17 protein-coding genes are annotated in these 25,385 nt (G+C 36.6%); 7 read left to right on the top strand and 10 right to left on the bottom strand.

What is annotated here, in order from left to right; genetic code table 11:
* Nucleotides 1-52: 52 nt before the first annotated feature.
* The 3 genes from RN605_RS13000 to sucC all read right to left on the bottom strand — a co-directional run bounded on the left by RN605_RS13000 (nucleotide 53) and on the right by sucC (nucleotide 4,091).
* Nucleotides 53-1,336 carry a citrate synthase gene (locus RN605_RS13000; protein WP_313325461.1) on the bottom strand — a complete coding sequence of 428 codons (1,284 nt, stop codon included), beginning with the start codon at nucleotides 1,334-1,336 and terminating at the stop codon, nucleotides 53-55.
* Between the two features lie 139 nt (nucleotides 1,337-1,475).
* The gene (locus tag RN605_RS12995; RefSeq protein ID WP_313325459.1) at nucleotides 1,476-2,816 is read right to left on the bottom strand and encodes an ArnT family glycosyltransferase; all 1,341 of its coding nucleotides are present in this window, start codon (nucleotides 2,814-2,816) and stop codon (nucleotides 1,476-1,478) included.
* Nucleotides 2,817-2,897: 81 nt separating this feature from the next.
* Nucleotides 2,898-4,091 (bottom strand): ADP-forming succinate--CoA ligase subunit beta, encoded by a 1,194-nt coding sequence (gene sucC / locus RN605_RS12990; RefSeq protein ID WP_313325458.1) that lies wholly within the window; start codon nucleotides 4,089-4,091, stop codon nucleotides 2,898-2,900.
* Between the two features lie 210 nt (nucleotides 4,092-4,301).
* On the opposite strand from sucC, the gene lysA reads away from it, so the two are divergent.
* The 3 genes from lysA (at nucleotide 4,302) to RN605_RS12975 (ending at nucleotide 6,960) form a co-directional block, all read left to right on the top strand.
* The gene (gene lysA / locus RN605_RS12985; protein WP_313325457.1) at nucleotides 4,302-5,507 is read left to right on the top strand and encodes a diaminopimelate decarboxylase; all 1,206 of its coding nucleotides are present in this window, start codon (nucleotides 4,302-4,304) and stop codon (nucleotides 5,505-5,507) included.
* A 406-nt stretch (nucleotides 5,508-5,913) separates the two neighbouring features.
* Nucleotides 5,914-6,162 carry a hypothetical protein gene (locus RN605_RS12980; RefSeq protein WP_313325456.1) on the top strand — a complete coding sequence of 83 codons (249 nt, stop codon included), beginning with the start codon at nucleotides 5,914-5,916 and terminating at the stop codon, nucleotides 6,160-6,162.
* Between the two features lie 3 nt (nucleotides 6,163-6,165).
* Nucleotides 6,166-6,960 carry a DUF3667 domain-containing protein gene (locus tag RN605_RS12975; RefSeq protein WP_313325455.1) on the top strand — a complete coding sequence of 265 codons (795 nt, stop codon included), beginning with the start codon at nucleotides 6,166-6,168 and terminating at the stop codon, nucleotides 6,958-6,960.
* Between the two features lie 61 nt (nucleotides 6,961-7,021).
* Here the strand turns inward: RN605_RS12975 and RN605_RS12970 are convergent, their stop codons facing one another.
* Complete coding sequence (locus RN605_RS12970; protein WP_313325454.1) at nucleotides 7,022-7,696, bottom strand: hypothetical protein; 675 nt, start codon at nucleotides 7,694-7,696, stop codon at nucleotides 7,022-7,024.
* A gap of 122 nt (nucleotides 7,697-7,818) precedes the next feature.
* Nucleotides 7,819-8,091: a hypothetical protein gene (locus RN605_RS12965; RefSeq protein ID WP_313325453.1), complete on the bottom strand. Its 273-nt coding sequence runs from the start codon at nucleotides 8,089-8,091 to the stop codon at nucleotides 7,819-7,821.
* A gap of 279 nt (nucleotides 8,092-8,370) precedes the next feature.
* Between RN605_RS12965 and RN605_RS12960 the strand changes: the two genes are divergently transcribed.
* The 4 genes from RN605_RS12960 (at nucleotide 8,371) to RN605_RS12945 (ending at nucleotide 11,005) form a co-directional block, all read left to right on the top strand.
* A complete protein-coding gene (locus tag RN605_RS12960) occupies nucleotides 8,371-8,946 on the top strand; it encodes a hypothetical protein (RefSeq protein ID WP_313325452.1) in 576 nt (191 codons plus the stop codon).
* Nucleotides 8,947-9,000: 54 nt separating this feature from the next.
* On the top strand, nucleotides 9,001-9,204 hold the full coding sequence (locus tag RN605_RS12955; protein ID WP_313325450.1) for a hypothetical protein: 204 nt from the start codon (nucleotides 9,001-9,003) through the stop codon (nucleotides 9,202-9,204).
* Nucleotides 9,205-9,299: 95 nt separating this feature from the next.
* Nucleotides 9,300-10,565 carry an Ig-like domain-containing protein gene (locus tag RN605_RS12950; protein ID WP_313325448.1) on the top strand — a complete coding sequence of 422 codons (1,266 nt, stop codon included), beginning with the start codon at nucleotides 9,300-9,302 and terminating at the stop codon, nucleotides 10,563-10,565.
* A gap of 44 nt (nucleotides 10,566-10,609) precedes the next feature.
* The gene (locus RN605_RS12945) at nucleotides 10,610-11,005 is read left to right on the top strand and encodes a hypothetical protein (RefSeq protein WP_313325446.1); all 396 of its coding nucleotides are present in this window, start codon (nucleotides 10,610-10,612) and stop codon (nucleotides 11,003-11,005) included.
* A 53-nt stretch (nucleotides 11,006-11,058) separates the two neighbouring features.
* On the opposite strand, the gene pafA is transcribed toward RN605_RS12945, so the two are convergent.
* The 5 genes from pafA to RN605_RS12920 all read right to left on the bottom strand — a co-directional run bounded on the left by pafA (nucleotide 11,059) and on the right by RN605_RS12920 (nucleotide 25,385).
* Nucleotides 11,059-12,669 (bottom strand): alkaline phosphatase PafA, encoded by a 1,611-nt coding sequence (gene pafA / locus RN605_RS12940; RefSeq protein WP_313325444.1) that lies wholly within the window; start codon nucleotides 12,667-12,669, stop codon nucleotides 11,059-11,061.
* 140 nt (nucleotides 12,670-12,809) lie between these two features.
* Nucleotides 12,810-14,687 (bottom strand): OmpA family protein, encoded by a 1,878-nt coding sequence (locus RN605_RS12935; RefSeq protein WP_313325443.1) that lies wholly within the window; start codon nucleotides 14,685-14,687, stop codon nucleotides 12,810-12,812.
* Between the two features lie 9 nt (nucleotides 14,688-14,696).
* A complete protein-coding gene (locus tag RN605_RS12930; RefSeq protein WP_313325441.1) occupies nucleotides 14,697-15,650 on the bottom strand; it encodes a PorP/SprF family type IX secretion system membrane protein in 954 nt (317 codons plus the stop codon).
* A gap of 17 nt (nucleotides 15,651-15,667) precedes the next feature.
* Nucleotides 15,668-24,091: a T9SS type B sorting domain-containing protein gene (locus tag RN605_RS12925; RefSeq protein WP_313325440.1), complete on the bottom strand. Its 8,424-nt coding sequence runs from the start codon at nucleotides 24,089-24,091 to the stop codon at nucleotides 15,668-15,670.
* Nucleotides 24,092-24,440: 349 nt separating this feature from the next.
* On the bottom strand, nucleotides 24,441-25,385 hold the full coding sequence (locus tag RN605_RS12920; RefSeq protein ID WP_313325438.1) for an NAD(P)H-dependent flavin oxidoreductase: 945 nt from the start codon (nucleotides 25,383-25,385) through the stop codon (nucleotides 24,441-24,443).

The raw sequence follows: 25,385 nt of genomic DNA, 5'->3' as shown, positions 1-25,385 counted from the left end.
AAAAAAACTCCTTGATTTTTCAAGGAGTTTTCATCATATAGTTTTATAAAATTTATCTTTTTTCTACTGGAACAAATTCTCTTAATGGATATCCCGTATAAACTTGTCTTGGTCTTCCAATTGGTTCTTTGTTTAAACGCATTTCTTTCCATTGCGCAATCCAACCTGGTAAACGACCTATAGCAAACATTACTGTGAACATGTCGGTTGGAATTCCCAATGCTCTGTATATAATTCCTGAGTAGAAATCTACATTTGGATACAATTTTCTTGATACAAAATAATCATCAACTAATGCTGCTGCTTCCAATTTTTTTGCGATATCTAAAATTGGATCATCAACTCCTAAGTCATTCAATACCTCATCAGCAGCTTTCTTGATAATTCTAGCTCTTGGATCAAAATTTTTGTAAACTCTGTGCCCAAATCCCATTAAACGGAATGGATCATCTTTATCTTTGGCTTTAGCCATATATTTTTCAGCATCGCCACCGTCAGCTTGAATAGCTTCAAGCATTTCTAAAACTGCTTGATTTGCTCCACCATGCAATGGACCCCAAAGTGCAGAAACTCCAGCAGAGATTGATGCAAATAATCCAGCATGTGAAGAACCTACAATTCTGACTGTTGATGTAGAACAATTTTGTTCATGATCAGCATGAAGAATAAACAGCTTATCCAAAGCATTAGTAACTATTGGATTCATTTTATAAGGTTCTGTTGGAATTTCAAACATTAATCGCATGAAATTTTCAACATATCCTTTTGTATTATCATAATAATTTAATGGATATCCTTTCATCTTTCTGTACGTCCAAGTTGCAATAACAAGAAATTTACCCATTGTTTTACAAACTGCTTCATACATTTCTTTTTCATTCTCAACATTAACAGGTTTTGGATTGAAAGCAGTCAACGCACTTGTCAAAGAAGACAAAACACCCATTGGATGCGCTGTTTTTGGAAAACCATCAATGATGTTTTTCATTTCTTCGTTAACTAAAGTATGCTTACGAATATCATTTTCAAATTTAGTAAGTTGGTCTTTGGTTGGTAACTCTCCAAAGATTACTAAATAAGAAACTTCAAGGAAATCAGCTTTCTCTGCTAATTCTTCTATTGAATAACCTCTGTAGCGAAGAATACCTTCCTCACCATCAAGAAAAGTAATTTCACTTTGACAAGAACCCGAATTTTTATATCCTGGATCTAAAGTTATAGCGCCTGTTAAAGTACGCAGTTTTTCAATATCGATAGCAGTTTCATTTTCACTTCCTGTTATTAAAGGAAACTCATACTTTTTGCCATCAAGTTCAAGAGTAGCAGTTTTTGACATGATTAAATATGTGGATTAAATCTTAAAATATTAATAATTCCACAAAATTAATGAATTGGAAACGAAATAAAAAAGAATTACAACACCGTTTTCGTTAATTATTTGATAAATCTTTTGATTTTGATACTAACCAGACGAATTATGATATTCGTTTTTTTAAATTATCTATTTTTATTCTAAAGAATAACAATCTATAAAGCCCTACAGCTCCTAGAATAAAAAAAGCAGGTCTGGCAGGAAACATATATCTTGGTTCCATATAACTCAACCCATGAAAAAGTAAGAGTGAAATAATTATTGACCAAAACAACCAATAATAAGATTTGCTTTTTGATGTAAATAGAAATATAAAAACTCCTATGGTAATTAAAACATTAATTGAGTTGATTACTAAAATTAATGTCCAATAAGCTAAACTTCCTTGAAATATTCCAAGTTTAAATTCTTGAGGTTTTATACTATTGATAATATACACTTGACCATAAAAAAGCTTCACAAAAAATTGTCTTACAGATATAAAGGGATTATTTATAAAATCATTTACAATAAATGATTTATACACATCATTCAAAGGAATATTATTGTTTTTACTTAAATTTTCTAATTCTCCAAATTTCTTTTTCCAATCTTTATAATCTTTACTATCTGCTCTTTGAGTATGATCCCAAAATCTAAAATCAGTTGGTTCATTTCGAAATTGATATCTTCCTTGTAGCAAAACATAATTCAACGCTCCTTGTTGAGTATAATGATACTTTGTTCCTGTTATTGCTTTTGCGGCTTCTAAACTCGCAAAACCTATTACTCCAGATATTAGCAATGAGAAAACTATTTTCTTTCCATACTTTAAAAAAAACTCTTTTCGTTTGAAATAAAAATATCCTAAAAACAAAAAACCTATTGGAAGAATCAAAAGTGTATTTGGTCTGTTGAGTATCATAAAGCTAATTCCCAAAACCATTAATATCCAACCCAGTTTCTTATCGCTATTTTGCTGCACTTTTGACCAACCATAAATTGCCAAACAAAAAGAGAAAAAAGCCGCCGTTTCTCCAATAATTGATAATGCATAATAACAATGAATAGGAAAAACAACCATCAATAAAACAGAAAACAACCCAACTTCCTTTGAAAACAAATTAGTTGCCGATTTGTATATCATCAGTAAACTTAAAGTAACAATCAAAAAATTAAAGAAAACTCCATAGTACCACAATTGGTCATCGGTTGCGTTGCTTGGTGCTAGTAAATAAGGAATTGCAAAATAAACTATCGTTCCCGGAGCTTTTGAAATGATTAATTGGTCATATCCAACTTTTCCTTTAAGATATAGTGCAGCATTTTTCGATTCTCTATGAATATCATTATCGCCAAATGGTTTTGCTTTGAAAGGAAGATTTAAAACAGCTACCATCATTAAAACGGAAAGTCCAATAATCAAAAGATTAATTTTACCCGAGAAGAAATTCAGTAAACCCATTTACTTTTTAATTTAGTTTCGAAAAATAATAAAAAATCCCGAGCAATAACCCGGGATTTCTATTTTGATATTTATTTTTTCTTAAGACAAAGCTGCTTTCACTTGGTCGGCTGCTTCCTGGAATTGTACTGCCGATAAAATTGGCATTCCTGAGTTGTCAATTAATTCTTTTGCAATCTCAGCATTGGTTCCTTGAAGACGCACAATGATTGGCACTTTAATAGCATCACCCATGTTTTTATAAGCATCAACAACACCTTGCGCTACTCTATCACAACGAACAATTCCACCAAAGATATTGATAAGGATTGCTTTTACGTTTGGATCTCTAAGGATGATTCTGAAAGCTGTTTCAACACGTTTTGCATCGGCTGTTCCACCTACGTCTAGAAAGTTTGCTGGTTCAAAACCTGCATACTTAATCAAATCCATAGTAGCCATTGCCAATCCTGCTCCGTTTACCATACATCCTACCGTTCCGTCAAGGTCAACATAGTTCAAACCTACTTCTTTAGCTTCTACTTCAATTGGGTTTTCTTCACGAACATCGCGCATATCAGCAATTTTTGTCTGACGGTATAACGCGTTATCATCAATATTTACTTTAGCATCAACAGCTAATATTTTATCGTCTGAAGTTTTTAACACTGGATTGATTTCAAACATAGAAGCGTCTGAACCAATGTAGGCATTGTATAAGCTATCAACAAATTTTACCATTTCTTTGAACGCATTTCCTGAAAGACCTAGGTTGAAGGCAATTCTTCTTGCCTGGAAACCTTGTAACCCTACAGCTGGGTCAATTTCTTCAGTAAAGATTAAATGTGGTGTGTGTTCTGCTACTTCTTCAATATCCATTCCACCTTCTGTAGAATACATAATCATGTTTCTTCCAGTCGCTCTGTTTAAAAGAACCGACATATAGAACTCAGAAGTTTCGCTGTCACCAGGATAGTAAACATCTTCTGCTACTAAAACTTTGTGCACTTTTTTTCCTTCTGCTGATGTTTGTGGGGTAATCAACATCATACCAATGATTTGCTCAGATATCTCTTCCACTTGTTGCAAGTTTTTAGCTAGCTTAACTCCTCCACCTTTTCCTCTTCCTCCTGCATGGATTTGAGCTTTGATAACATGCCAACCTGTTCCGGTTTCAGCTGTTAGTTGTTTTGCTGCAGCAACAGCTTCTACTGGATTATTAGCAACAATTCCTCGTTGAATTCTAACGCCGTAGCTAGCTAAAATTTCTTTCCCTTGGTATTCGTGAATATTCATATTGAATTTTTAGTGTGTGTAACTATAGTTTATAAACGCACTTTTGTATAAATGCGTCACAAAAGTAACTAATTAGAATGAAACCAAAAAAAGTAAATTATAGAACTTCAATAAAATTTGAATAACTCTCTAAAATTAAGATTCAATTAAAGTTAGGCGATGCTTTGATTCCAAAATTTGAAATGTTATTTTTGCAAAAAATTTAGAAAAATGCAAACGAAAGACTTACTTGAACTGACCAAAGAATTTGGTAACCCACTTTATGTTTATGATGCCGAGAAGATTGAATCTCAATACAAACGGTTAACTAAGGCGTTCTCGAAGGTTGAAAAGTTACGCATTAACTATGCTATGAAAGCATTGTCTAACGTTTCGGTGCTTAAATTATTAAATAATTTAGGTTCTGGCTTAGATACGGTTTCTATTCAGGAAGTACACTTAGGCTTGCATGCTGGGTTTACTCCAGATAAAATTATCTTCACTCCAAACGGTGTTTCGTTTGAAGAAATTGAAGAAGTAGCAAAGCTGGGTGTTCAAATCAATATTGATAACCTATCGGTGTTGGAACACTTCGGAACGAAACATCCAAAAACACCTGTTTGTATCCGAATCAATCCTCACGTTATGGCTGGCGGAAATAGCAACATTTCCGTAGGTCATATCGACAGTAAATTTGGAATTTCGGTACATCAGTTGCCTCACTTGTTGCGTATTGTTGAGAATACCAAAATGACCATCAACGGAATCCACATGCACACGGGTTCTGACATTCTGGACATTGAAGTATTCCTGTATGCTGCGGAAATTTTATTCAACACGGCTAAACATTTCAAAAACCTTGAATTCCTTGATTTTGGTTCAGGATTCAAAGTGCCTTATAAAAAAGACGATATTGAAACCGATATTGAAGAACTGGGTAAAAAATTATCTAAACGCTTCGTAGAATTCGAAAAAGAATATGGCAGCAAATTAACCCTTGCTTTCGAACCTGGTAAATACCTAGTAAGCGAAGCGGGTTACTTCCTGGCAAAAGTAAACGTGGTAAAACAAACTACCTCAACGGTTTTTGCGGGTATCGATAGCGGATTCAATCACTTGATTCGTCCTATGTTCTACGGTTCGCAACACGTAATCGAAAATATCTCAAACCCAAAAGGTAAAGAACGTTTCTATACTGTAGTAGGTTATATCTGCGAAACCGATACGTTTGCCAACAACCGCAGAATTGCCGAAATCCACGAAGGCGATGTACTTTGTTTCCGCAATGCTGGTGCTTACTGTTTCTCAATGTCTTCTAACTACAACTCGCGTTTCAAACCAGCCGAAGTATTGTGGAAAAACGGAAAAGGTCACTTAATCCGTGAGCGTCAAACGATGGATGACATTTTGAAAAATCAAATTATGGTTGAAGTTTAGACTTCTTAGACTACTTAGATAATTTAGACTGCTTAGACTTTGTTTAAGCAGTTTTTTTTATTTATTGCATCATGATGCCATTTGCACCTTTAACGCAACATTAACGTCCATTCATTTTTATAATTCAACAATTTTTTGTACTTTTACTAAAGTGATTTTGATTTGCTAATGATGTACATGTTTTGAAACTGGTTAATGTATCAAAACGGAGTGTGTGCAAAACGTTTGTCAATTCTTTTTAAAAAAAGAAAAGAATAGTGAATCAGAATTATAGAACGGAAAGACATACTGAAAGGTATGTCTTTCTCGTTTACAGCATTTACTATTAAATCAAATACCCTTTCACTATTGCTGGTGAGAGGTTTTTTTTTATTTTTGAGATACTAAAACTTTATTTTATTCAATTATGGAACAAAATGAATTCAGCAATCTAACCGACGAACAACTACTTCAATACCAAAAAAGAGTAAAACAAAGTAACATACTCACTGCGTTTATCATTGGAGTATTAATTGGCGTGGCTATCTATAGTGCCGTAAAACAAGGCATCGGATTTTATACTTTTTTTCCATTATTTTTTGTTTATTTACTGGCACGGAACGGAAAAAAACAAGTTAAAATAAACAAAGAAATTAACTCCCGAAATTCAAAATAGTATATGGATAACAACTGCCTGAACTGTAGCCAACCAATAACGCAGAATTTTTGTAGCAATTGCGGTCAAAAAAAATTCAAACGTATTGATAAAAAATACCTTTTAGACGAAATTCAATATTTGTTGGTGCACACTAACAAAGGTTTTTTTTACTCCATTAAAAAAATACTGTTAAACCCCGGAAAAACAGCCCGCGAATTCATAGACGGCAACCGCGTTAATCACTACAAACCCATCCTTTTGGCGTTTATATTGAGTGGACTTTCCACCTTTATTTCGTTTAAGATAATTGGACTTGGCGAAATGATGGACCGTTTTTATAAGGAATCAAACATTTCTACTGATTTATCTCATGATATCATGTCGTTCATGTCGAACTACAATTCGGTGATGATGCTGCTTATCATTCCTATAGTTTCGTTATTAACCGTGCTGTCTTTCCGCAATTGGGGTAACAATTACTACGAGCACGTGGTAATGAATGCCTACATCTATTCGTGTTATACGGTGTTGTACATCCTTATCGCCTACCCGGTTTTGTATTTCCTAAAAGACAGCTCAAGCGGTGTTATTGTTCAAATAGTATCCTTGTCAATATTTGCTTTTCCAGCAATTATGGTATGGTTTTACAAAGGATTTTACCCTGATAAAAGTCTTGGTGCTATTATCACCAGAGTACTTTTGTTCATATTATTAGGCTTTGCGCTCTACATCCTGTTAATAATTCTCATCGTAATAATCGTGATGATTGTAAAAGGACCCGAAGCATTAATGCAAATGCAACAACCACCCAAATAACTTTTAAACAACAAAAACCCTTTCAGTGCCAAGATTTGAAAGGGTTTTTTTATGGCATTTTTTAAGCCGCCATCAATTTCAGCGGTATACTCAGAGGCGATACACTAACTGAGTTTACTACAAAAACATAGAAATAGTAAACTACTCCTATTTTTAGGTTGCTAAACACCTTTCTTCTCGACTTGTTCAAATCATAACGCAACGGCGGAGTTCCACCTTGAAAAAATAATTGCCCGTTAATAATACTTAAATCTACTATATCTGTTCCTTCTACGCAGACACATCCATAATGAACCACACCAAAATTGCTTACCGGAGTAATGTTAACAACAATTTCTCCAGTATTTTCAGTTCGCTTTAAAGTAAAGCTAGTAGCCTGAACTAATGGAGCGACAGGTTGTGGTGTCTCTTTTGAAGGATCAAAACCGCTTAATACAATTTTAGACGCATCGCCCAACGCTACCGAATCTACATAAATTGCCAACGAATTAAGCATGGCTATCAGTGCATTATAAGTAGTCATAAACTCGGTTAGTTTAGAAGGACCATACTTAGTATACTCTACAAAAGCATTGATAAAATTGCTCTTGGCAGCCACAAATTCCACTTGGCTATGTGGCGGCGCAGGAAAAGTGGCAGCGTTCTGATACAATCCGCCGAGTATCAACTCGCAAAAGGTATCCAAAGCCGTGGCAGTAAACTGCCTGAAATTTAACCTACAGAATCTAATTCTCATAGTATAAATTATTTAGTTAGTAAATTATAGGAAAATCTCTAATCCTATTCTAACTATATAACGAAAACACTATTGCGATTATTATATCAAATTGAACAAAAAGTTGAAAAAATAGAAGAAATTTAACGTTTAAGGTCAAAAATTGGAGTTGTAAGGTCAAAAATTAGAGCTAAAACCCAAAAAATCGACAATTCCATTAGTGCCATCGACGATGGCAATCCTCCCATCGACGATTTTAGGGTAAAATGCAACTTTTTTATACCTACCATCAACGATGGCGACCTTCCCATCGACGATTTTGAGGTAAAAATTGTTGATTTTGCAACTCCCATCGACGATGATAAACTTCCTATCGACAATTTTGAGGCAAGAATTGCCGATTTTATACCCGCCATCAACGATTTTAAGGTAAGATGCAACTTTTTTTCTGCTCAAAAAGTTATTGGTGATGCCCGTAAAATTATTTGTTTAGCAAAAATAGTTTCACCACAAGGTAAAACTTACTTTTCTTGGTGTAAAATTGATTTTTGGAATGGTTTTTTGGGTATATTTATCATTATTTAATCACTCATGAAATATTTCTATTTAACAGTTTTATTATATATCGTTTCAAGTTGTAAAAAATCCCCCCCGCTACCGCGCGAATCCTTTCGTGTGCTATAAAAACAACCTCAATGAAAAAAATACTATTGATTTTCTTTTTGATTACTTACGCTGGATTAAATGCTCAGTCTATTTCTGAGATTAATCTAAAAATAGGAATTCCTGATACGCTTTGTAGTCAAGAAATCAGAATCTACAAACGGTATTCTATCACTACTAGCACTGAAGTATTCAGATTAAATAAAATAGATGGAAAGAATTGGAAAGCTGTCTTATACCATTTTCGAAGTGATTTACCATCTTTTGAAAAAAAAGAAATTACTCCTAAAAATAACTTTGAATACATTTGGTTGCAGTTTTACATTCTAAACATTGATAAATTAAAAAGTATCAAAGAAATTAAATACAAACTTGACAAGCCGTTAATCGTGTTTGATGAAAAAGAAGGGTATCTGATTAAAAGAACTGAGACAGCCGTTACGGACGGAATTGGTTATTACTTGTTGTATAAAGACCATATGAGAAAAAACACAATAACCTTTGATAATTATGAAGCTTACCTGAGTAAATTCCCGAATGTTGATGAATTAAATTCATACAATGATATTATGAGTTTAATAAAATTGAATTTCGATATTTGGAAATAAATTATAACGTCAACTACAATGCGAATCTTTTGTGTGGTATAAAAAACAACTTCAATGGAAAAACTTTATAACCCTTTATTAATTTTACTTTTCCTAAGTATTGGCATCTGTTTTATTTATAATACATATAAAAAACCAGACTATTTTTATAGTCAAAATGTAAAAGGTTATGTTGCTGGTTTTCTTTTTATACTGATGGGATTATTAAGTATGTTTGGAAAGTTTAGCATTTTAGAAATACTAAGAGAATTATTTTAAACTATCCATAATTCTATCCAAAAAACTTTAATCATCTGATTATCTTATTCATAAATTCCGTATTTTAGTAAGCAGGAAACTAAAAATTGGAACGTATGAAAAAAAATTACACGCTTTTATTTGTTTTGTTGTTTGTTTTTGCGGCTAATTCGTTGTCGTTTGCACAGGCATGTACTACTACGGTAACCGAGGTAACAGGAACGGCAACCATTTGTGGAGGAACTACCACTACCCTAACCGCTACGCATGATGGCGACAACGTATATTGGTATGACGCGGCTACTGACGGCAACTTATTCTTCACAGGCAATCCGTATGAAACGGCAGCATTAACCGCCAGTACTTCTTTTTGGGCAGAATCCAGAAAACAAGTGCAAGGAACACCAACGGGTGGTGGCGCAAAACTGGCACCAACCTCTAGCTCTGGAACTACGGTTAATGCTACAACGGCACCATGGGGATTGGTATTTAATGCTACGCAAAGTTTTATTTTAAACTCGGTAGATGTGTTTTTATCTTCTACCAATCCGGGAACGTTAGTAATTGACCTGAAAGACAGCAATCAAACGGTGCTACAATCGTGGACTATTAATACACCTGCTGGTGGAACGGGTTCAAACCCAGTGCAGTTTACAGTGGCGCTTAATTATACTGTTCCGGTTGGAAACGGCTATCGCCTTTTGGCAGTGAGCACTCCGAGTATGGTTCGCGACCTTGGTTCAAATGCTTTTCCTTATCCTTTGGGCAGCGTAGGAAGTGTTACTCAAGGCACCATCAATAATTCATTGACTACAAACCCTGGCGTTTACTACTTTTTTTATAACTGGAACTATACCCCAATTGTAAACTGTTCTTCAGCAAGAGTAGAACAAGTCGTTACAGTAAACACTACCAGTCCACCAACGGGAGATGCACAACAGCTTTTCAACGTGGGAGACACAGTAGCCGATTTAGTAGTTACCGGTACGGATGTTATCTGGTATTCAGATGCGGACGGCATGAATCCTATTCCAACTACTACCGAACTCGTGGAAGGAACTACTTATTATGTATCGCAAACCTTGAATGGATGCGAAAGCACACTTTTGGCAGTAACGGCAGTAACAACTTTGGGGGTAAACAACAGCGCTTTTGCAACTATGAACTACTATCCAAATCCGGTGAAAGAGGTATTCACGCTATCTAATCTAGAAGACACGTCGCAAATTGAGGTTTATAGCGTTTTAGGGCAACAAATGTTCTCCAAAAGCTATGACTCACCAGAAATAAAACTGGATTTTTCAACATTCAGCAATGGACTTTATTTGGTAAAAATCACTTCGGATGATGAATCGAAAACAATTAGGGTTTTGAAGAACTAATGATACTAAATTTATAAGTACTGAATTAAAACAATAAAAATATATTGGGACTAATAATTTTACCTTTTTTGCTGGGAGCATTAGGAATAGCCGTTTTGGCAATGATGGAAATCTTAAAGTTAATCAAGTCAAAAAAAATAACTATTAAAGAAATAATCATTGGATTTGGATTAACCCTTTTAATTTTTGCAGCAATTGTTATAAGTTATTTAATTGAAGGGAAAGCATGGGTATTAAGTCCTGCATTCAGAATTCCTGTCATAATGGTATATATACCGTTTTTCATTTACTCATTAGTAAAAACGAGCGACAACCAAAAATTAAAATATTTTTCTATTTTAATTTTAATTAGCATAAGTATAACAGGAATATTGGGAATTGTATTTAATGATGTTTTCTTTGAATTAATTAATTATTTAGGTATTGAAAAGAATTATTAAAAACTGTTTTTTTTTAAACCTGACAGGTTTCTAAAACCTGTCAGGTTTAAATTTTACTCCAACACTTCCAACAACACATTACTTTCCGTGCCGTTAGGCAACGTAATTTTGAGTTTTTGAGCTACGGTTGGCGCTATTTGAGTAATAACTTTTTTGTCGTGGGTTTCGCCGTGTTTTATTTTCCAACCAAAGAATACCAGCGGCACATGGGTATCATAAGTATACGGCGCTGAATGTTCGGTTCCTTTGGCTTTCCCTTCAATGTAGCCCAGTTTGTCCAATACTACCAAGTCGCCGTTTTGGGAAACATCATATCCTTTGGCAATAGCATTCAAAAAATAATCGGCGCCAGAGTTGGCAAGGATTTCTTCTTCGGTATAAACCCGTTTTACTTGTTCCTGTGTCATCAGGAAGTCTTTGAATCCTTGTTTTACGGTGTTTAAGTCGAGTCCTTTGGTTTTCAGAATTTCTCTGTTTATAAATACATTGTTTTTGGTATAATCTAACAACAGGTTTTCGCCATACGTGTTTTTAGAAAACTCTCTTATTGCAGCGCGAATACTTTTTGTTTCTACATTATCAATGTTGTATTTGTGTTCTTTTAAAAACTTTGGGGTTTCGGCAGCGGCGTGGTCGGCCGTTAAGAACACCAAATAATTTCCTTTACCAACGGTTTTGTCGAGATAATTCAGGAAGTCGGCTATGGTTAAATCCAAGCGCAAATAAGTATCCTGCACTTCCATAGAACGGGTACCAAAATCGTGACCAGCATAATCCGTGGAAGAAAAACTCACGGTCAAAAAATCGGTGATTTCGTCTTTACCCAATTGTTCTTTTTCGATGGCGCGTTTGGCAAATTCTTCTAACAAATCATTTCCTTGTGGTATGGTTCGGAATATTTTTGCGCCGCTTTCGGCAAAAATGGTTTTTAAGTCATAAGGAAAAACGGGTTTGTGTTTGAACAAATCCAGTTCGTGTGGGTTATCATCGGGAAGACTTTCGTTGTAAGCTGCTGCGGGTTTTAATAAATTCCAACCTTGGTTTACGTATTTCATGTAGTGCTTTTGGTCGTTGAATTCGGTAACCCAAGATGGCAAAGCATCACCGTAAAAAGTGCTGGAAATAAAATTCCCAGAATCGCTGTACCAAAATGCCCAGTTGGCAAAATGCCCAGCCGGAAGAATGGAACCTCTGTCTTTCAAACTAACGCCTATAACTTTTCCTTGAAAATTGGTAGACAAACGCAACTCATCTGTTACGGTAGTTGCCATAAGATTCTTAGGCGACATTTTTCCTTCTTTTTCACTGCCAACACCAAGAATAGAAACGCTGTCATCATCGGTACAGTAAATGCTCTTTTGAACTTTTCTGTTGAACCAATCGTTCCCCATGATGCCATGAACCGCAGGTGTAGTTCCGGTATAAATAGACGAATGACCTGGCGCAGTTGATGTTGGGAAATAATTGTAATGTGTGTTGTGAAACGTATAACCTTCGTTCATCAATCGTTTAAAACCGTTTTCGGAAAAATCATTTTGAAAGCGGTAGAGATAATCCATTTTCATTTGGTCAACTACAATTCCAACTACCAGTTTTGGACGTTGCACTTGCGCAAAAAGAGAAACAGAAACGAATAATAACAGTGAAGAAAGTATGTTTTTCATAACAAATAATAATGATGACAAAAATACTAATTTGAATGGTTAGTTTACAAAATCTGAAATTAACATATGATTAAAAAACAAATGCACACCTGATAGTGTGCATTTGAACCCAATTTTAAAAAACAATTAATCAACAACTATTACTTCAAAATTCTAAACGTACATCGTCTGTTTATAGCATGCTCTTCGTTAGTACAATCGTTTTTAGGACAAATAATTAACGGTTTGGTTTCTCCATAACCAATAGAACGAAGACGTCTTCTTTCGATTCCGTTTTGCACTAAATATTCTAAAGCCGATGCTGCACGACGATTTGATAATCTTAAATTATATACATCGGAAGCACGAGAATCGGTATGTGCACCAATTTCGATTTCCATGTATGGGTATTTTTTAAGCAGTGCCACTAACCCATCCAATACTTGGGCTGCCTGTGGCTTGATATCTGATTTATCCAAATCAAAATAAATGTTTTCTAACTCAATGAATATTGAACCTTCCGTATCTTTCTTGATGTTCTTTTCGGCATCGGTATACGACTCAACTTTCATTTCTAAGTCAATATATACTTTTCCTTTTTCGCTGGTATCAAAGCTGGATTCTGCAGGTATGTAAAAATCTCTGAAGGCCATGATTTTGTATTTCTTGTTTGGCTCGGTGTTAAACGCAAAGTCACCGTCTTTACCAACCACAACTTCTTCTAACAATTCGCCTGCTTCGTTATACAATTTAACAGTTGTTCCTGGTAATAACTGTAATGAGTTTTTATCGCGAACTACACCTTCAACGGCAAACTGTAATTTGTTTTCCTCTAAAGCAACGGTGTATAAATTATCATCGCCTGTACGGTTGGAAGAAAAATAACCTTTACCGGTTTTATAATCTAAAATCAGGTTGAAGTCGTCCATACCGCTATTGATGGTTTCGCCAAGGTTTTGCGGTTTGTCAAACTCTGTATCGCTGATTTTGTAACTCATGAAAATATCTAAATTTCCGGCACCTTGATGTCCATCGGATGCAAAATATAACGAACCATCATCGGCAATAAACGGGAATTGCTCACGGTGAATGGTGTTAATCGTTTCTCCTAAATTTCGAGGTTGGCTATAAGTTCCATCTTCGTTAATTTCAACAACAAATATGTCCATAGAACCTAAAGTTCCTTTCATATCACTGGCAAAGTAAAGTTGCTTGCCATCTTTAGACAATGCAGGATGTTCTACCGAATATTCATCACTTGAAAATGGCAGCATGGTAACGTTGGTCCATTTACCATCAACAAATTCGGCTTTATATAATTTTACGGTTGCAATTTTTTCATCGCCAACTTGAACTCTTTCGCCTGTACGGTTGAAGTACATCGTCTTTAAATCTTGCGAGAAAACCGCGTTACTTTCGTGCTTCTTAGAATTGATTACTTCAGGAAAAGGAACTACATCTACCAGCATTCCTTCGTTATTTACAGAGGCCGAAAACAAATCAAGATAAGGTCTGTCGTTCCATCCATAAGCTTCGCCTTTGGCATTTCGCAACGAAGAGAAAACTACTTTATCGCCATAGAATGAAATTCCGAAATCGCCATTGGTTTTGTTCTTAGACATCATTACCAATTTATAAGTATAAGCACCATTTCGGGTGATGTTTTTCATGAATTTAGGCGTGTTTTGAGTATATCCTAAGTATTCGCTCATAAAAGCATCACCTTTTTCATAGTCTTCAATACCTTTTAATGCATTGGCATATCTGAAATAAGATTCTTTATCCAAACTGTCTTTATAGGAGAAAAACAATTGACCATAAGCACGAACTGCATTATTCATTTGGAAATTATAATAATAACTGTCGCCAAGGTTTTGCAGTATCTTTTTGGTTGGTTTTAATTGCTCATATACTTCAGCAGCTTTTACATATTCTTTCTTTTCAAAAAATTTATCGCCTTGCTTTACAGTAGCTTTCTTTTGCCCGAAAACTGATGTCAAACAACCCAGAATAAATAGTATGTAAAATAATTTTTTCATATATAATTATTAAAAGAATCTTGGTGATTTATCGTATCCTTTGTTAGATAATTTGCCAAAATCTAAATCAAATAATAAAAACACTTCGTGCGAACCTGAATTGAAATTTCTCAAATTCGTTAACGTATAGTCATAAGAATATCCTATTCTTAATGTTGGTGTAATATAAAAACTTGCCAAGCCCGAAACCGAATCGCCATTTCTATAACCGACACCTAACTCAAATTGATTGTTTATCAAAACATTGGTTGTTAAGTCTAAAGAAAGTGGTGCGCCAGAAACTGCTCTGGCCATAAAGGCAGGTTTTAATTTGAAATTGTCATTTCCGTTAAAAGTAAACACATAACCTCCAGTCATAAAATAATGTAACGCTTCAACACCAGTAGTGGTAATTCCATCCTGACGCTCCAGATGTTTTGTCATTAATAAATTAGGAGTAGAAAGTCCTAAATAATAGTTCTTTCCAAACAAATACATTCCGGCACCAACATTTGGAAAAACTTTACTGATATTGTTTTGGAATGTTGGATCAGGAATCGGATCAGAATATACAAATCCGTTAAAGTTTGTATCAAAGAAAGTAGCACCTGCTTTGGCTCCAAATGATAATCTCATTTCATCTGAAAGCGGAAGCACATAAGCAAAATCTACATAAACGTTGTTTTCATTAACGACATCACCTATTTGGTCGTTTACAACAGAAATTCCAAGTTCTACTCGTTTTGATATTGGTTTGTGTGCAAAAAATGTTGCCGAAGTTGGCGCACCTTTTATACCAACCCATTGCGAACGGTATAAACCACCAACATTTAACACGTCAGCATTATCTGTTGCATAAGCAGGATTGATAACACTCATATTGTACATATAATGAGTAAACATTGGATCTTGTTGTGCACTAGATTGCATTGAAAAAAGAACCACTATCAGAACCAGTAAGTATTTAATAAGTCTATGTTTCATTTGTGTACTCATTTCAATTATCTATTTAAATAAACTCTACCTTGATATGGTTTTCGTGTTCCATCGTTAAAGTAGATGATGAAGAAATAAACACCAGAAGGCAACAAATTGCTTCCTAATCGTAAACTTTTTTCGGTAGTTGTTCCATCCCAACGTGGTGTGTTTTTATTTCCAACATATATTAAATTTCCATATCGATTGTAAATTTCCAATTTGAAATTAGGGTATAAAATATCCAGATTTACAATGTGGAAATCATCGTTAATTCCATCATTATTTGGTGAGAATCCATCAGGAATTATCAATTCATCACATACCGTTGTATCTACTACAACTGCCAATCTTGTTGGTCCTTCACAACCACTTTGAGAAACATAAGCACCATAATAAGTATTTCCGTTTATCAAAGCATCTGAATCATTATAAGCATTTCCTCCTGTTGGAGCATCATACCAAACCACTGTTTGACCTCCAACCACATTAGCGGAAAGGTCGGCAACAGTTGGATTATCAGTATCACAGAATTCATTTCCTAAATCAACCAGCACTGGTACTCCAAGTTGCGCAACTGAGAATGTATAAGGTGCAAAAGTTGCTCCAGTTGACATACACAATGTTGTATCCGACATGATATCGGTTACCGTAATGGTGGTATCACCTTCATTGGCTAATTCTGATGCTGGTATTGTAAATGTAGCTTGACCTCCAACAACATTAATCGTAATTGTTGTAGTAGCTGAATTGGCTCCAGTTAAATCGTATATAATAGTATATGAACCATCAGGTAAACCAGATGCATTGCTTATGGTTACCTCACTAGTAAAGTTTACACAAGTTGATTGTGCTGATAAATTTGCTCCTGCAGCACTTGGCAATGCATTGATAACAATTGTTGTTGAAGCATTTTCATTGGCATTAACACAACTTGTTGCAGAAATGATTCCAGTGATGGTTATGGTATAAGTTCCTGAATTAGGGAATAGTGACGATGATAATTGGAATTGTCCATTTCCTCCTGACACAACCACATCTCCAGTATTTCCTGATGTAGGAGTTGCTCCTGGAATAGAGTAATTAAATTGATAGGTTCCATCTATTAAATTAGAAGCTCCAGATATTGCTACTATAACATTATCCCCAAAACAAACTGCTGCAGCACTAAGGTTAGCACTATCAATATCGGCTAATGGTCTAACGTTTATTTGGGCAGAAACTCCCGTTAAATTATTTGTACAATTAGTAACTGTATTAACAATATTGGTAAATGATATTACAGTTATACCAGTATTTGGCAATAAAGCTGTTGGAATTGAAAAGTTCCCTATTCCAGATGTTATTGTGACTGTTACTGTTTGAGCCGAAGCATTGTTTGCTCCTGTTAAATCATAGGTTAAAGTGTACGTTCCATCAGCCATTCCGTTCAAATTCACAATTACATTAGTTCCCAAACATGCTGGAGAAATAGTAACATTTGCAGTTGTAATAGTTGGATTTGCTAAAATGGTAAACTGAACTTGTTCAGTATCCGTTCCACAAGAATTAGTAACTGTGTAGGTATGAGTGTAAGTTCCGGCAGCGAAACTGATAATCGTTAATGGTGAAGTTACAACGACACTATTGTTATCTGTCCAAACTCCGCCAGTACTTTCATTGTCTAAAAGTGATGCTAAATCTAAAACTCCCGTTGAAGGACATACTGAAATTATTCCGTTGAAAGTTCCAGCAGTCAATGGTTGCTCAATATTAAATGATGCAGTAGCACTAACCGCAGGATTTGAGCATCCTGTTGAACTTGCAATTGAATCGATTGTTATAGTATAAGGTCCAACAGCAGTAAAGACAGCTGCAGGTATCGTAAATTGTCCATTACCTGATGTAATAGTAACATCTCCAGAATTTCCAGTAGTTGGGTTTCCTGTTGGAATGGTATAACTGAATTGATATGTTCCGTCTGGTAAATTGACAGCGTTGGTAATTTGAACTATCACATCTGAATTTAAACAAGCATTTGCCACTGAAACATTAACATTGTCAATGGTTACTAAAGGATTTATTGTAATAGTTCCAGTAACATTAGTAGGTGTATTAGAACAATTTGTCGTAGTATTTTGAATGTTAGTTATAGTAATTGTTGTAGTTCCACTGTTTGGAATATCAGCCGCTAAAATGGTAAAAGCAGCATTACCACCAACTACTGTAACCTGAACCGATTGGTTTGCTAAAACATTAGCTCCTGATAAATCATAGTCCAAAGTATATGTTCCATCTACCATTCCAGATAAATTAACAACCGCATCTGAACCAATACAAATTGGAGTAACCGAGATATTAGAACTTATAATAGTTGGCACAGGTAAAATAGTAAACTGAACTGCTTCGGTATCAGTGCCACAACTGTTCGTCACAGTATAGGTGTAATCATAAGTACCTTCAGAGAAAGTTAAGATATTAATAATCGAATTAACCGTTACATTATTTGAATCAGTCCAATCACCACCTGAATCTTGACCAGTCAATAAAGTATTCAAATCTATTGTTCCAGCAGAAGAACAGATAGAACTTGTTGGAGCAAAAGTTCCTGCATTTGGTAATGGAGTTACAACAACTGTAACTACAGCTGTATCAAATAAACAAGGATCTGTTCCACCACCAACTGTATAAGTAAAATTATAAGTTCCTGGAGATACTAATGAAGGATTAAATATTGTTCCCGTTAATGCACCAGTAGCATTATCGTCTGAAAAAGTTCCTGAACCTTGTGTTCCATCTAAACCACTTGTTAAATCAATACTAGTGTCGTTAGCACAAGCTGGAAGCTGACCATCAGCACCTGCTATAGGAGATTGAACTAATGTAACCGTTACTTGTGCTGAAGCTGGAGTACAATTAGTTCCACCAACTGTATAGGTATAAACACCTGCAACATCTAACAACGGATTGAAAACACCTGTTCCACTAGCTAAAGTTGGCGACCAAGTTCCTCCAGATTGTGGTGTTCCATTCAAAAAGTTAAACAAATCTTGAGCAGCATCATTAGTACAAAACAAATGTGAACCATCTGTACCAGCATCAGGTATTGGATCTATAGTAACTGTAATTGTTGCTTCGTCATTATCACAAGGATTAGGTCCCGTTAATGTATAGGTATAATCACCTGCTGCATCTATACTTGGGTCAAAAAATCCTGTTCCACTTGCTAATGCTGGTGACCAAGTTCCTCCTGATTGAGCATTTGGACCTAACAATAAAAATAAATCTTGACCCGTACTATTCAAACATAATTGCAACGAATTATCATTACCTGCTTCTGGTCCTGGAACAACCGTCACATTAACTGTTGCTGTATCATCATTACATGGAGCAATACCTGTAATAGTATAAGTATACACACCTTGTGTATCTACCGCAGGATTAAATATACTTGTTCCACTCGCTAAAGTTGGAGACCAAGTTCCTCCAGTTTGAGGAGTACCATTTAAATAATCAAATAAGTCAACTGAATTTTGATTTGAACAAATTGAAAATGCACCATCAACTCCTGCATCAGGAATTGGATTGATAACTACTATGGTTTGTGCAGGTTGACTCGGACACGTAGTCGTTGTATCGGTAACTACTACACTGTAAACGCCTGCTACCGTCGTATTGAAACTTGAAACATTACCCGGATTGGTTGCTCCTGCTGGTACGGTCCATGTATAGGTGTAGGTTCCCGCTGGACTTACTGTGGCTGTTACTGTAGCTGGTGTGCCTTGACAAACAGGTGCACTAGTTACGGTTACGGTTGGTGGGGTATTGATAACTACTGTGGTTTGTGCGGGTTGACTCGGACACGTAGTCGTTGTATCGGTAACTACCACACTGTAAACGCCTGCTACCGTTGTATTGAAACTTGAAACATTACCTGGATTGGTTGCTCCTGCTGGTACGGTCCATGTATAGGTGTAGGTTCCTGCTGGACTTACTGTGGCTGTTACTGTTGCTGGTGTGCCTTGACAAACGGGTGCAGTGGTTACGGTTACTGTTGGTGGTGTATTGATAACTACTGTGGTTTGTGCGGGTTGACTCGGACACGTAGTCGTTGTATCGGTAACTACTACACTGTAAACGCCTGCTACCGTTGTATTGAAACTTGAAACATTACCTGGATTGGTTGCTCCTGATGGTACGGTCCATGTATAGGTGTAGGTTCCTGCTGGACTTACTGTGGCTGTTACTGTAGCTGGTGTACCTTGACAAACAGGTGCACTGGTTACAGTTACTGTTGGTGGTGTATTGATAACTACTGTGGTTTGTGCGGGTTGACTCGGACACGTAGTCGTTGTATCGGTAACTACTACACTGTAAACGCCTGCTACCGTTGTATTGAAACTTGAAACATTACCTGGATTGGTTGCTCCTGATGGTACGGTCCATGTATAGGTGTAGGTTCCTGCTGGACTTACTGTGGCTGTTACTGTAGCTGGTGTGCCTTGACAAACAGGTGCACTGGTTACAGTTACTGTTGGTGGGGTATTGATAACTACTGTGGTTTGTGCGGGTTGACTCGGACACGTAGTCGTTGTATCGGTAACTACTACACTGTAAACGCCTGCTACCGTCGTATTGAAACTTGAAACATTACCTGGATTGGTTGCTCCTGATGGTACGGTCCATGTATAGGTGTAGGTTCCTGCTGGACTTACTGTGGCTGTTACTGTAGCTGGTGTGCCTTGACAAACAGGTGCACTGGTTACAGTTACTGTTGGTGGTGTATTGATAACTACTGTGGTTTGTGCGGGTTGACTCGGACACGTAGTCGTTGTATCGGTAACTACTACACTGTAAACGCCTGCTACCGTCGTATTGAAACTTGAAACATTACCTGGATTGGTTGCTCCTGATGGTACGGTCCATGTATAGGTGTAGGTTCCTGCTGGACTTACTGTGGCTGTTACTGTAGCTGGTGTGCCTTGACAAACAGGTGCACTGGTTACAGTTACTGTTGGTGGGGTATTGATAACTACTGTGGTTTGTGCGGGTTGACTCGGACACGTAGTCGTTGTATCGGTAACTACTACACTGTAAACGCCTGCTACCGTTGTATTGAAACTTGAAACATTACCTGGATTGGTTGCTCCTGATGGTACGGTCCATGTATAGGTGTAGGTTCCTGCTGGACTTACTGTGGCTGTTACTGTAGCTGGTGTGCCTTGACAAACAGGTGCACTGGTTACAGTTACTGTTGGTGGGGTATTGATAACTACTGTGGTTTGTGCGGGTTGACTCGGACACGTAGTCGTTGTATCGGTAACTACTACACTGTAAACGCCTGCTACCGTTGTATTGAAACTTGAAACATTACCTGGATTGGTTGCTCCTGATGGTACGGTCCATGTATAGGTGTAGGTTCCTGCTGGACTTACTGTGGCTGTTACTGTAGCTGGTGTGCCTTGACAAACAGGTGCACTGGTTACAGTTACTGTTGGTGGTGTATTGATAACTACTGTGGTTTGTGCGGGTTGACTCGGACACGTAGTCGTTGTATCGGTAACTACTACACTGTAAACGCCTGCTACCGTTGTATTGAAACTTGAAACATTACCTGGATTGGTTGCTCCTGCTGGTACGGTCCATGTATAGGTGTAGGTTCCTGCTGGACTTACTGTGGCTGTTACTGTAGCTGGTGTGCCTTGACAAACAGGTGCACTGGTTACAGTTACTGTTGGTGGTGTATTGATAACTACTGTGGTTTGTGCGGGTTGACTCGGACACGTAGTCGTTGTATCGGTAACTACTACACTGTAAACGCCTGCCACCGTTGTATTGAAACTTGAAACATTACCTGGATTGGTTGCTCCTGATGGTACGGTCCATGTATAGGTGTAGGTTCCTGCTGGACTTACTGTGGCTGTTACTGTAGCTGGTGTACCTTGACAAACAGGTGCACTGGTTACAGTTACTGTTGGTGGTGTATTGATAACTACTGTGGTTTGTGCGGGTTGACTCGGACACGTAGTCGTTGTATCGGTAACTACTACACTGTAAACGCCTGCTACCGTCGTATTGAAACTTGAAACATTACCTGGATTGGTTGCTCCTGATGGTACGGTCCATGTATAGGTGTAGGTTCCTGCTGGACTTACTGTGGCTGTTACTGTAGCTGGTGTGCCTTGACAAACAGGTGCACTGGTTACAGTTACTGTTGGTGGGGTATTGATAACTACTGTGGTTTGTGCGGGTTGACTCGGACACGTAGTCGTTGTATCGGTAACTACTACACTGTAAACGCCTGCTACCGTTGTATTGAAACTTGAAACATTACCTGGATTGGTTGCTCCTGATGGTACGGTCCATGTATAGGTGTAGGTTCCTGCTGGACTTACTGTGGCTGTTACTGTAGCTGGTGTGCCTTGACAAACAGGTGCACTGGTTACAGTTACTGTTGGTGGGGTATTGATAACTACTGTGGTTTGTGCGGGTTGACTCGGACACGTAGTCGTTGTATCGGTAACTACTACACTGTAAACGCCTGCTACCGTTGTATTGAAACTTGAAACATTACCTGGATTGGTTGCTCCTGATGGTACGGTCCATGTATAGGTGTAGGTTCCTGCTGGACTTACTGTGGCTGTTACTGTAGCTGGTGTGCCTTGACAAACAGGTGCACTGGTTACAGTTACTGTTGGTGGTGTATTGATAACTACTGTGGTTTGTGCGGGTTGACTCGGACACGTAGTCGTTGTATCGGTAACTACTACACTGTAAACGCCTGCCACCGTTGTATTGAAACTTGAAACATTACCTGGATTGGTTGCTCCTGATGGTACGGTCCATGTATAGGTGTAGGTTCCTGCTGGACTTACTGTGGCTGTTACTGTAGCTGGTGTGCCTTGACAAACAGGTGCACTGGTTACAGTTACTGTTGGTGGTGTATTGATAACTACTGTGGTTTGTGCGGGTTGACTCGGACACGTAGTCGTTGTATCGGTAACTACTACACTGTAAACGCCTGCTACCGTTGTATTGAAACTTGAAACATTACCTGGATTGGTTGCTCCTGATGGTACGGTCCATGTATAGGTGTAGGTTCCTGCTGGACTTACTGTGGCTGTTACTGTAGCTGGTGTGCCTTGACAAACAGGTGCACTGGTTACAGTTACTGTTGGTGGGGTATTGATAACTACTGTGGTTTGTGCGGGTTGACTCGGACACGTAGTCGTTGTATCGGTAACTACTACACTGTAAACGCCTGCTACCGTTGTATTGAAACTTGAAACATTACCTGGATTGGTTGCTCCTGATGGTACGGTCCATGTATAGGTGTAGGTTCCTGCTGGACTTACTGTGGCTGTTACTGTAGCTGGTGTGCCTTGACAAACGGGCGCAGTGGTTACCGTTACCGTTGGTTCTGAGTTTATATTAATAGTTACTGTTGAAACTGCATCAGGACAAGGCAAAGAACTAACGGTATAAGTAAAAATGTATGGCGAACTAGTTGAATTAAAACCAGAAACATCCAAAGTTCCTAAATGTCCGTTTGATGTTGCAGTTGATCCAGACCAAACTCCGTTAGTTTGAGGACTACCAGTTAATTGATTAAAAAGATTGATTGGAGGTTGTGATGATATTATACTTTCACAAAACCCTATTACTCGACTACCACCAGCATTATTTGGTTGATTTAAAGTAACTGTAACTTGAAGTCTTGATGTACTTGGACATGGGAAAATATAAGACTCTGCAAAATAAATTTGTCCATTTACCAAAGGTGTTGAAGGATCAAGAGGAAAACCAGAACTTTGTGATGCATACCAAGAAACGTTAGTTCCTGTAGCAACTAAATTAGCTATAGTAGGTGAAGCTGAAGAACAAAAAACTTGATTTGCGTCACCTGTTGGTGGCGGAACAATTAAAACCTGAACAATTATTGGAGTTCTTGTAGTCTCACATCCAGTTACCGGATTCGTTTGACTAGCATAATAAGTACCGTTAACTACAGAATCAGTTGAATTTAATGGTGAGCCTCCAGTTGCGGATGTGTACCACTTAATATTATTACCAATCACGAAAGGATTTAAATCTGAAACTATTGAAGCTCTACAAAGCGTTGTTGCTCCCAATAAGGCAAATGGTCTTGAAACAATTGAAACAACTACACTTTGTCTAGTTCCGCAAGCTCCCGTATTGTCATCAACAAAATAATCTTCGCCGGAGACTAGTGATGTAGAAGATGACAAAAAACTTCCTGGAGGATCGGAAGCATTAGCATACCAACGAATACCACCACCATTATCAGTAGCTACTAAGCTTCCAACAGTAGGAGATTGAGAATCACAAAATGATTGAGTAGAATTTGAAACTGTTGGACACTGAGAAAAACCACTGAGTTCTATTCCTATAAGAAAAAATAAAATTGAAAAAGAAAAAAAGATTTTTTTATAAGTAGTTGTTATTCCCATAAGCAAAAGTGTAAATACATAATCTTATTAATGATATGCATTAATTATTTTTCACAAAACACAAAAGATTTAAATCTTTTTATACTGAAACTTACATGAAAAATGCATTTACTATATTACGTATAATATAAACTACTTAAAATCAGTTATTAAAATGTTATAAACAAATTAATAAACAATAATTTAAAAAAAAAACAAAAGACAATTCAATATATTTATTTAAAAATCAATATTTTACAAATAAATGTATAAAAGAAAAAAAGTTATTAATAAAAACAAACTCTTTAAAAAAACGATTTATTGTTAATAAGTCTTGTCAGGATTTAATTTGTAAGAAACAAAAAAATAATTAAAATTTATAATCAATAAAATCCAATTTTGCCTTCTCAAATTCGATAATAATTGAACTAATTATATTTTTAACAGAAGAAATATCATTGATTATTCCTGCAATTTGACCTATCTCGAGTTCACCTTCTTCTAAATCGCCTTCAAACATTCCTCTTTTTGCTCTTCGCTTTCCTAATAAAGTTTCCAAATCTTCTTTAGATGGACAAGATTTATATAATTCTTGAACATCATTATAGAATTTATTTTTAATCAATCGAACCGGCGCTAATTCTTTTAAAGTTAGTTGTGTATCACCTTCGCCTGTATTAATAATTGTTTTTTTAAAATCATCGTGAGCTGAACTTTCAATTGATGCCGCAAATCGACTTCCCATTTGAACACCATCAGCACCAAGAATCATTGCAGCCAACATTCCACGACCGGTAGCAATTCCGCCAGCTGCAATTAAAGGAATCTGAATTTTTTCTTTAACCATAGGAATCAAGGTCAATGTTGTAGTTTCTTCTCTACCATTATGTCCTCCAGCTTCAAATCCTTCGGCTACCACTGCATCAACTCCAGCTTCTTGTGCCTTTAATGCAAATTTTGAGCTGCTTACAACATGAACAACAATAATTCCATGTTCTTTTAAGAAGCTTGTGAATGTCTTGGGATTTCCAGCAGATGTAAAAACAATTTTTACATTCTCCTCAATGATAATTTGAATAATTTCTTCGATATTAGGATACAACATCGGAACATTAACCCCAAAAGGTTTATCTGTAGCTTTTTTACATTTTTGAATATGTTCTCTTAAAACATTAGGATACATTGAGCCTGCGCCTATTAAACCTAATCCTCCAGCATTACTAACCGCACTTGCTAATTTATATCCACTATTCCATATCATCCCTCCTTGAATTATAGGATATTTTATATTGAAAAGTTGTGTAATTCTATTCAT

The organism is Flavobacterium sp. PMTSA4 (genome assembly GCF_032098525.1).
Lineage (GTDB): Bacteria > Bacteroidota > Bacteroidia > Flavobacteriales > Flavobacteriaceae > Flavobacterium > Flavobacterium capsici.
This window is presented reverse-complemented; position numbering and strand designations above follow the sequence as displayed.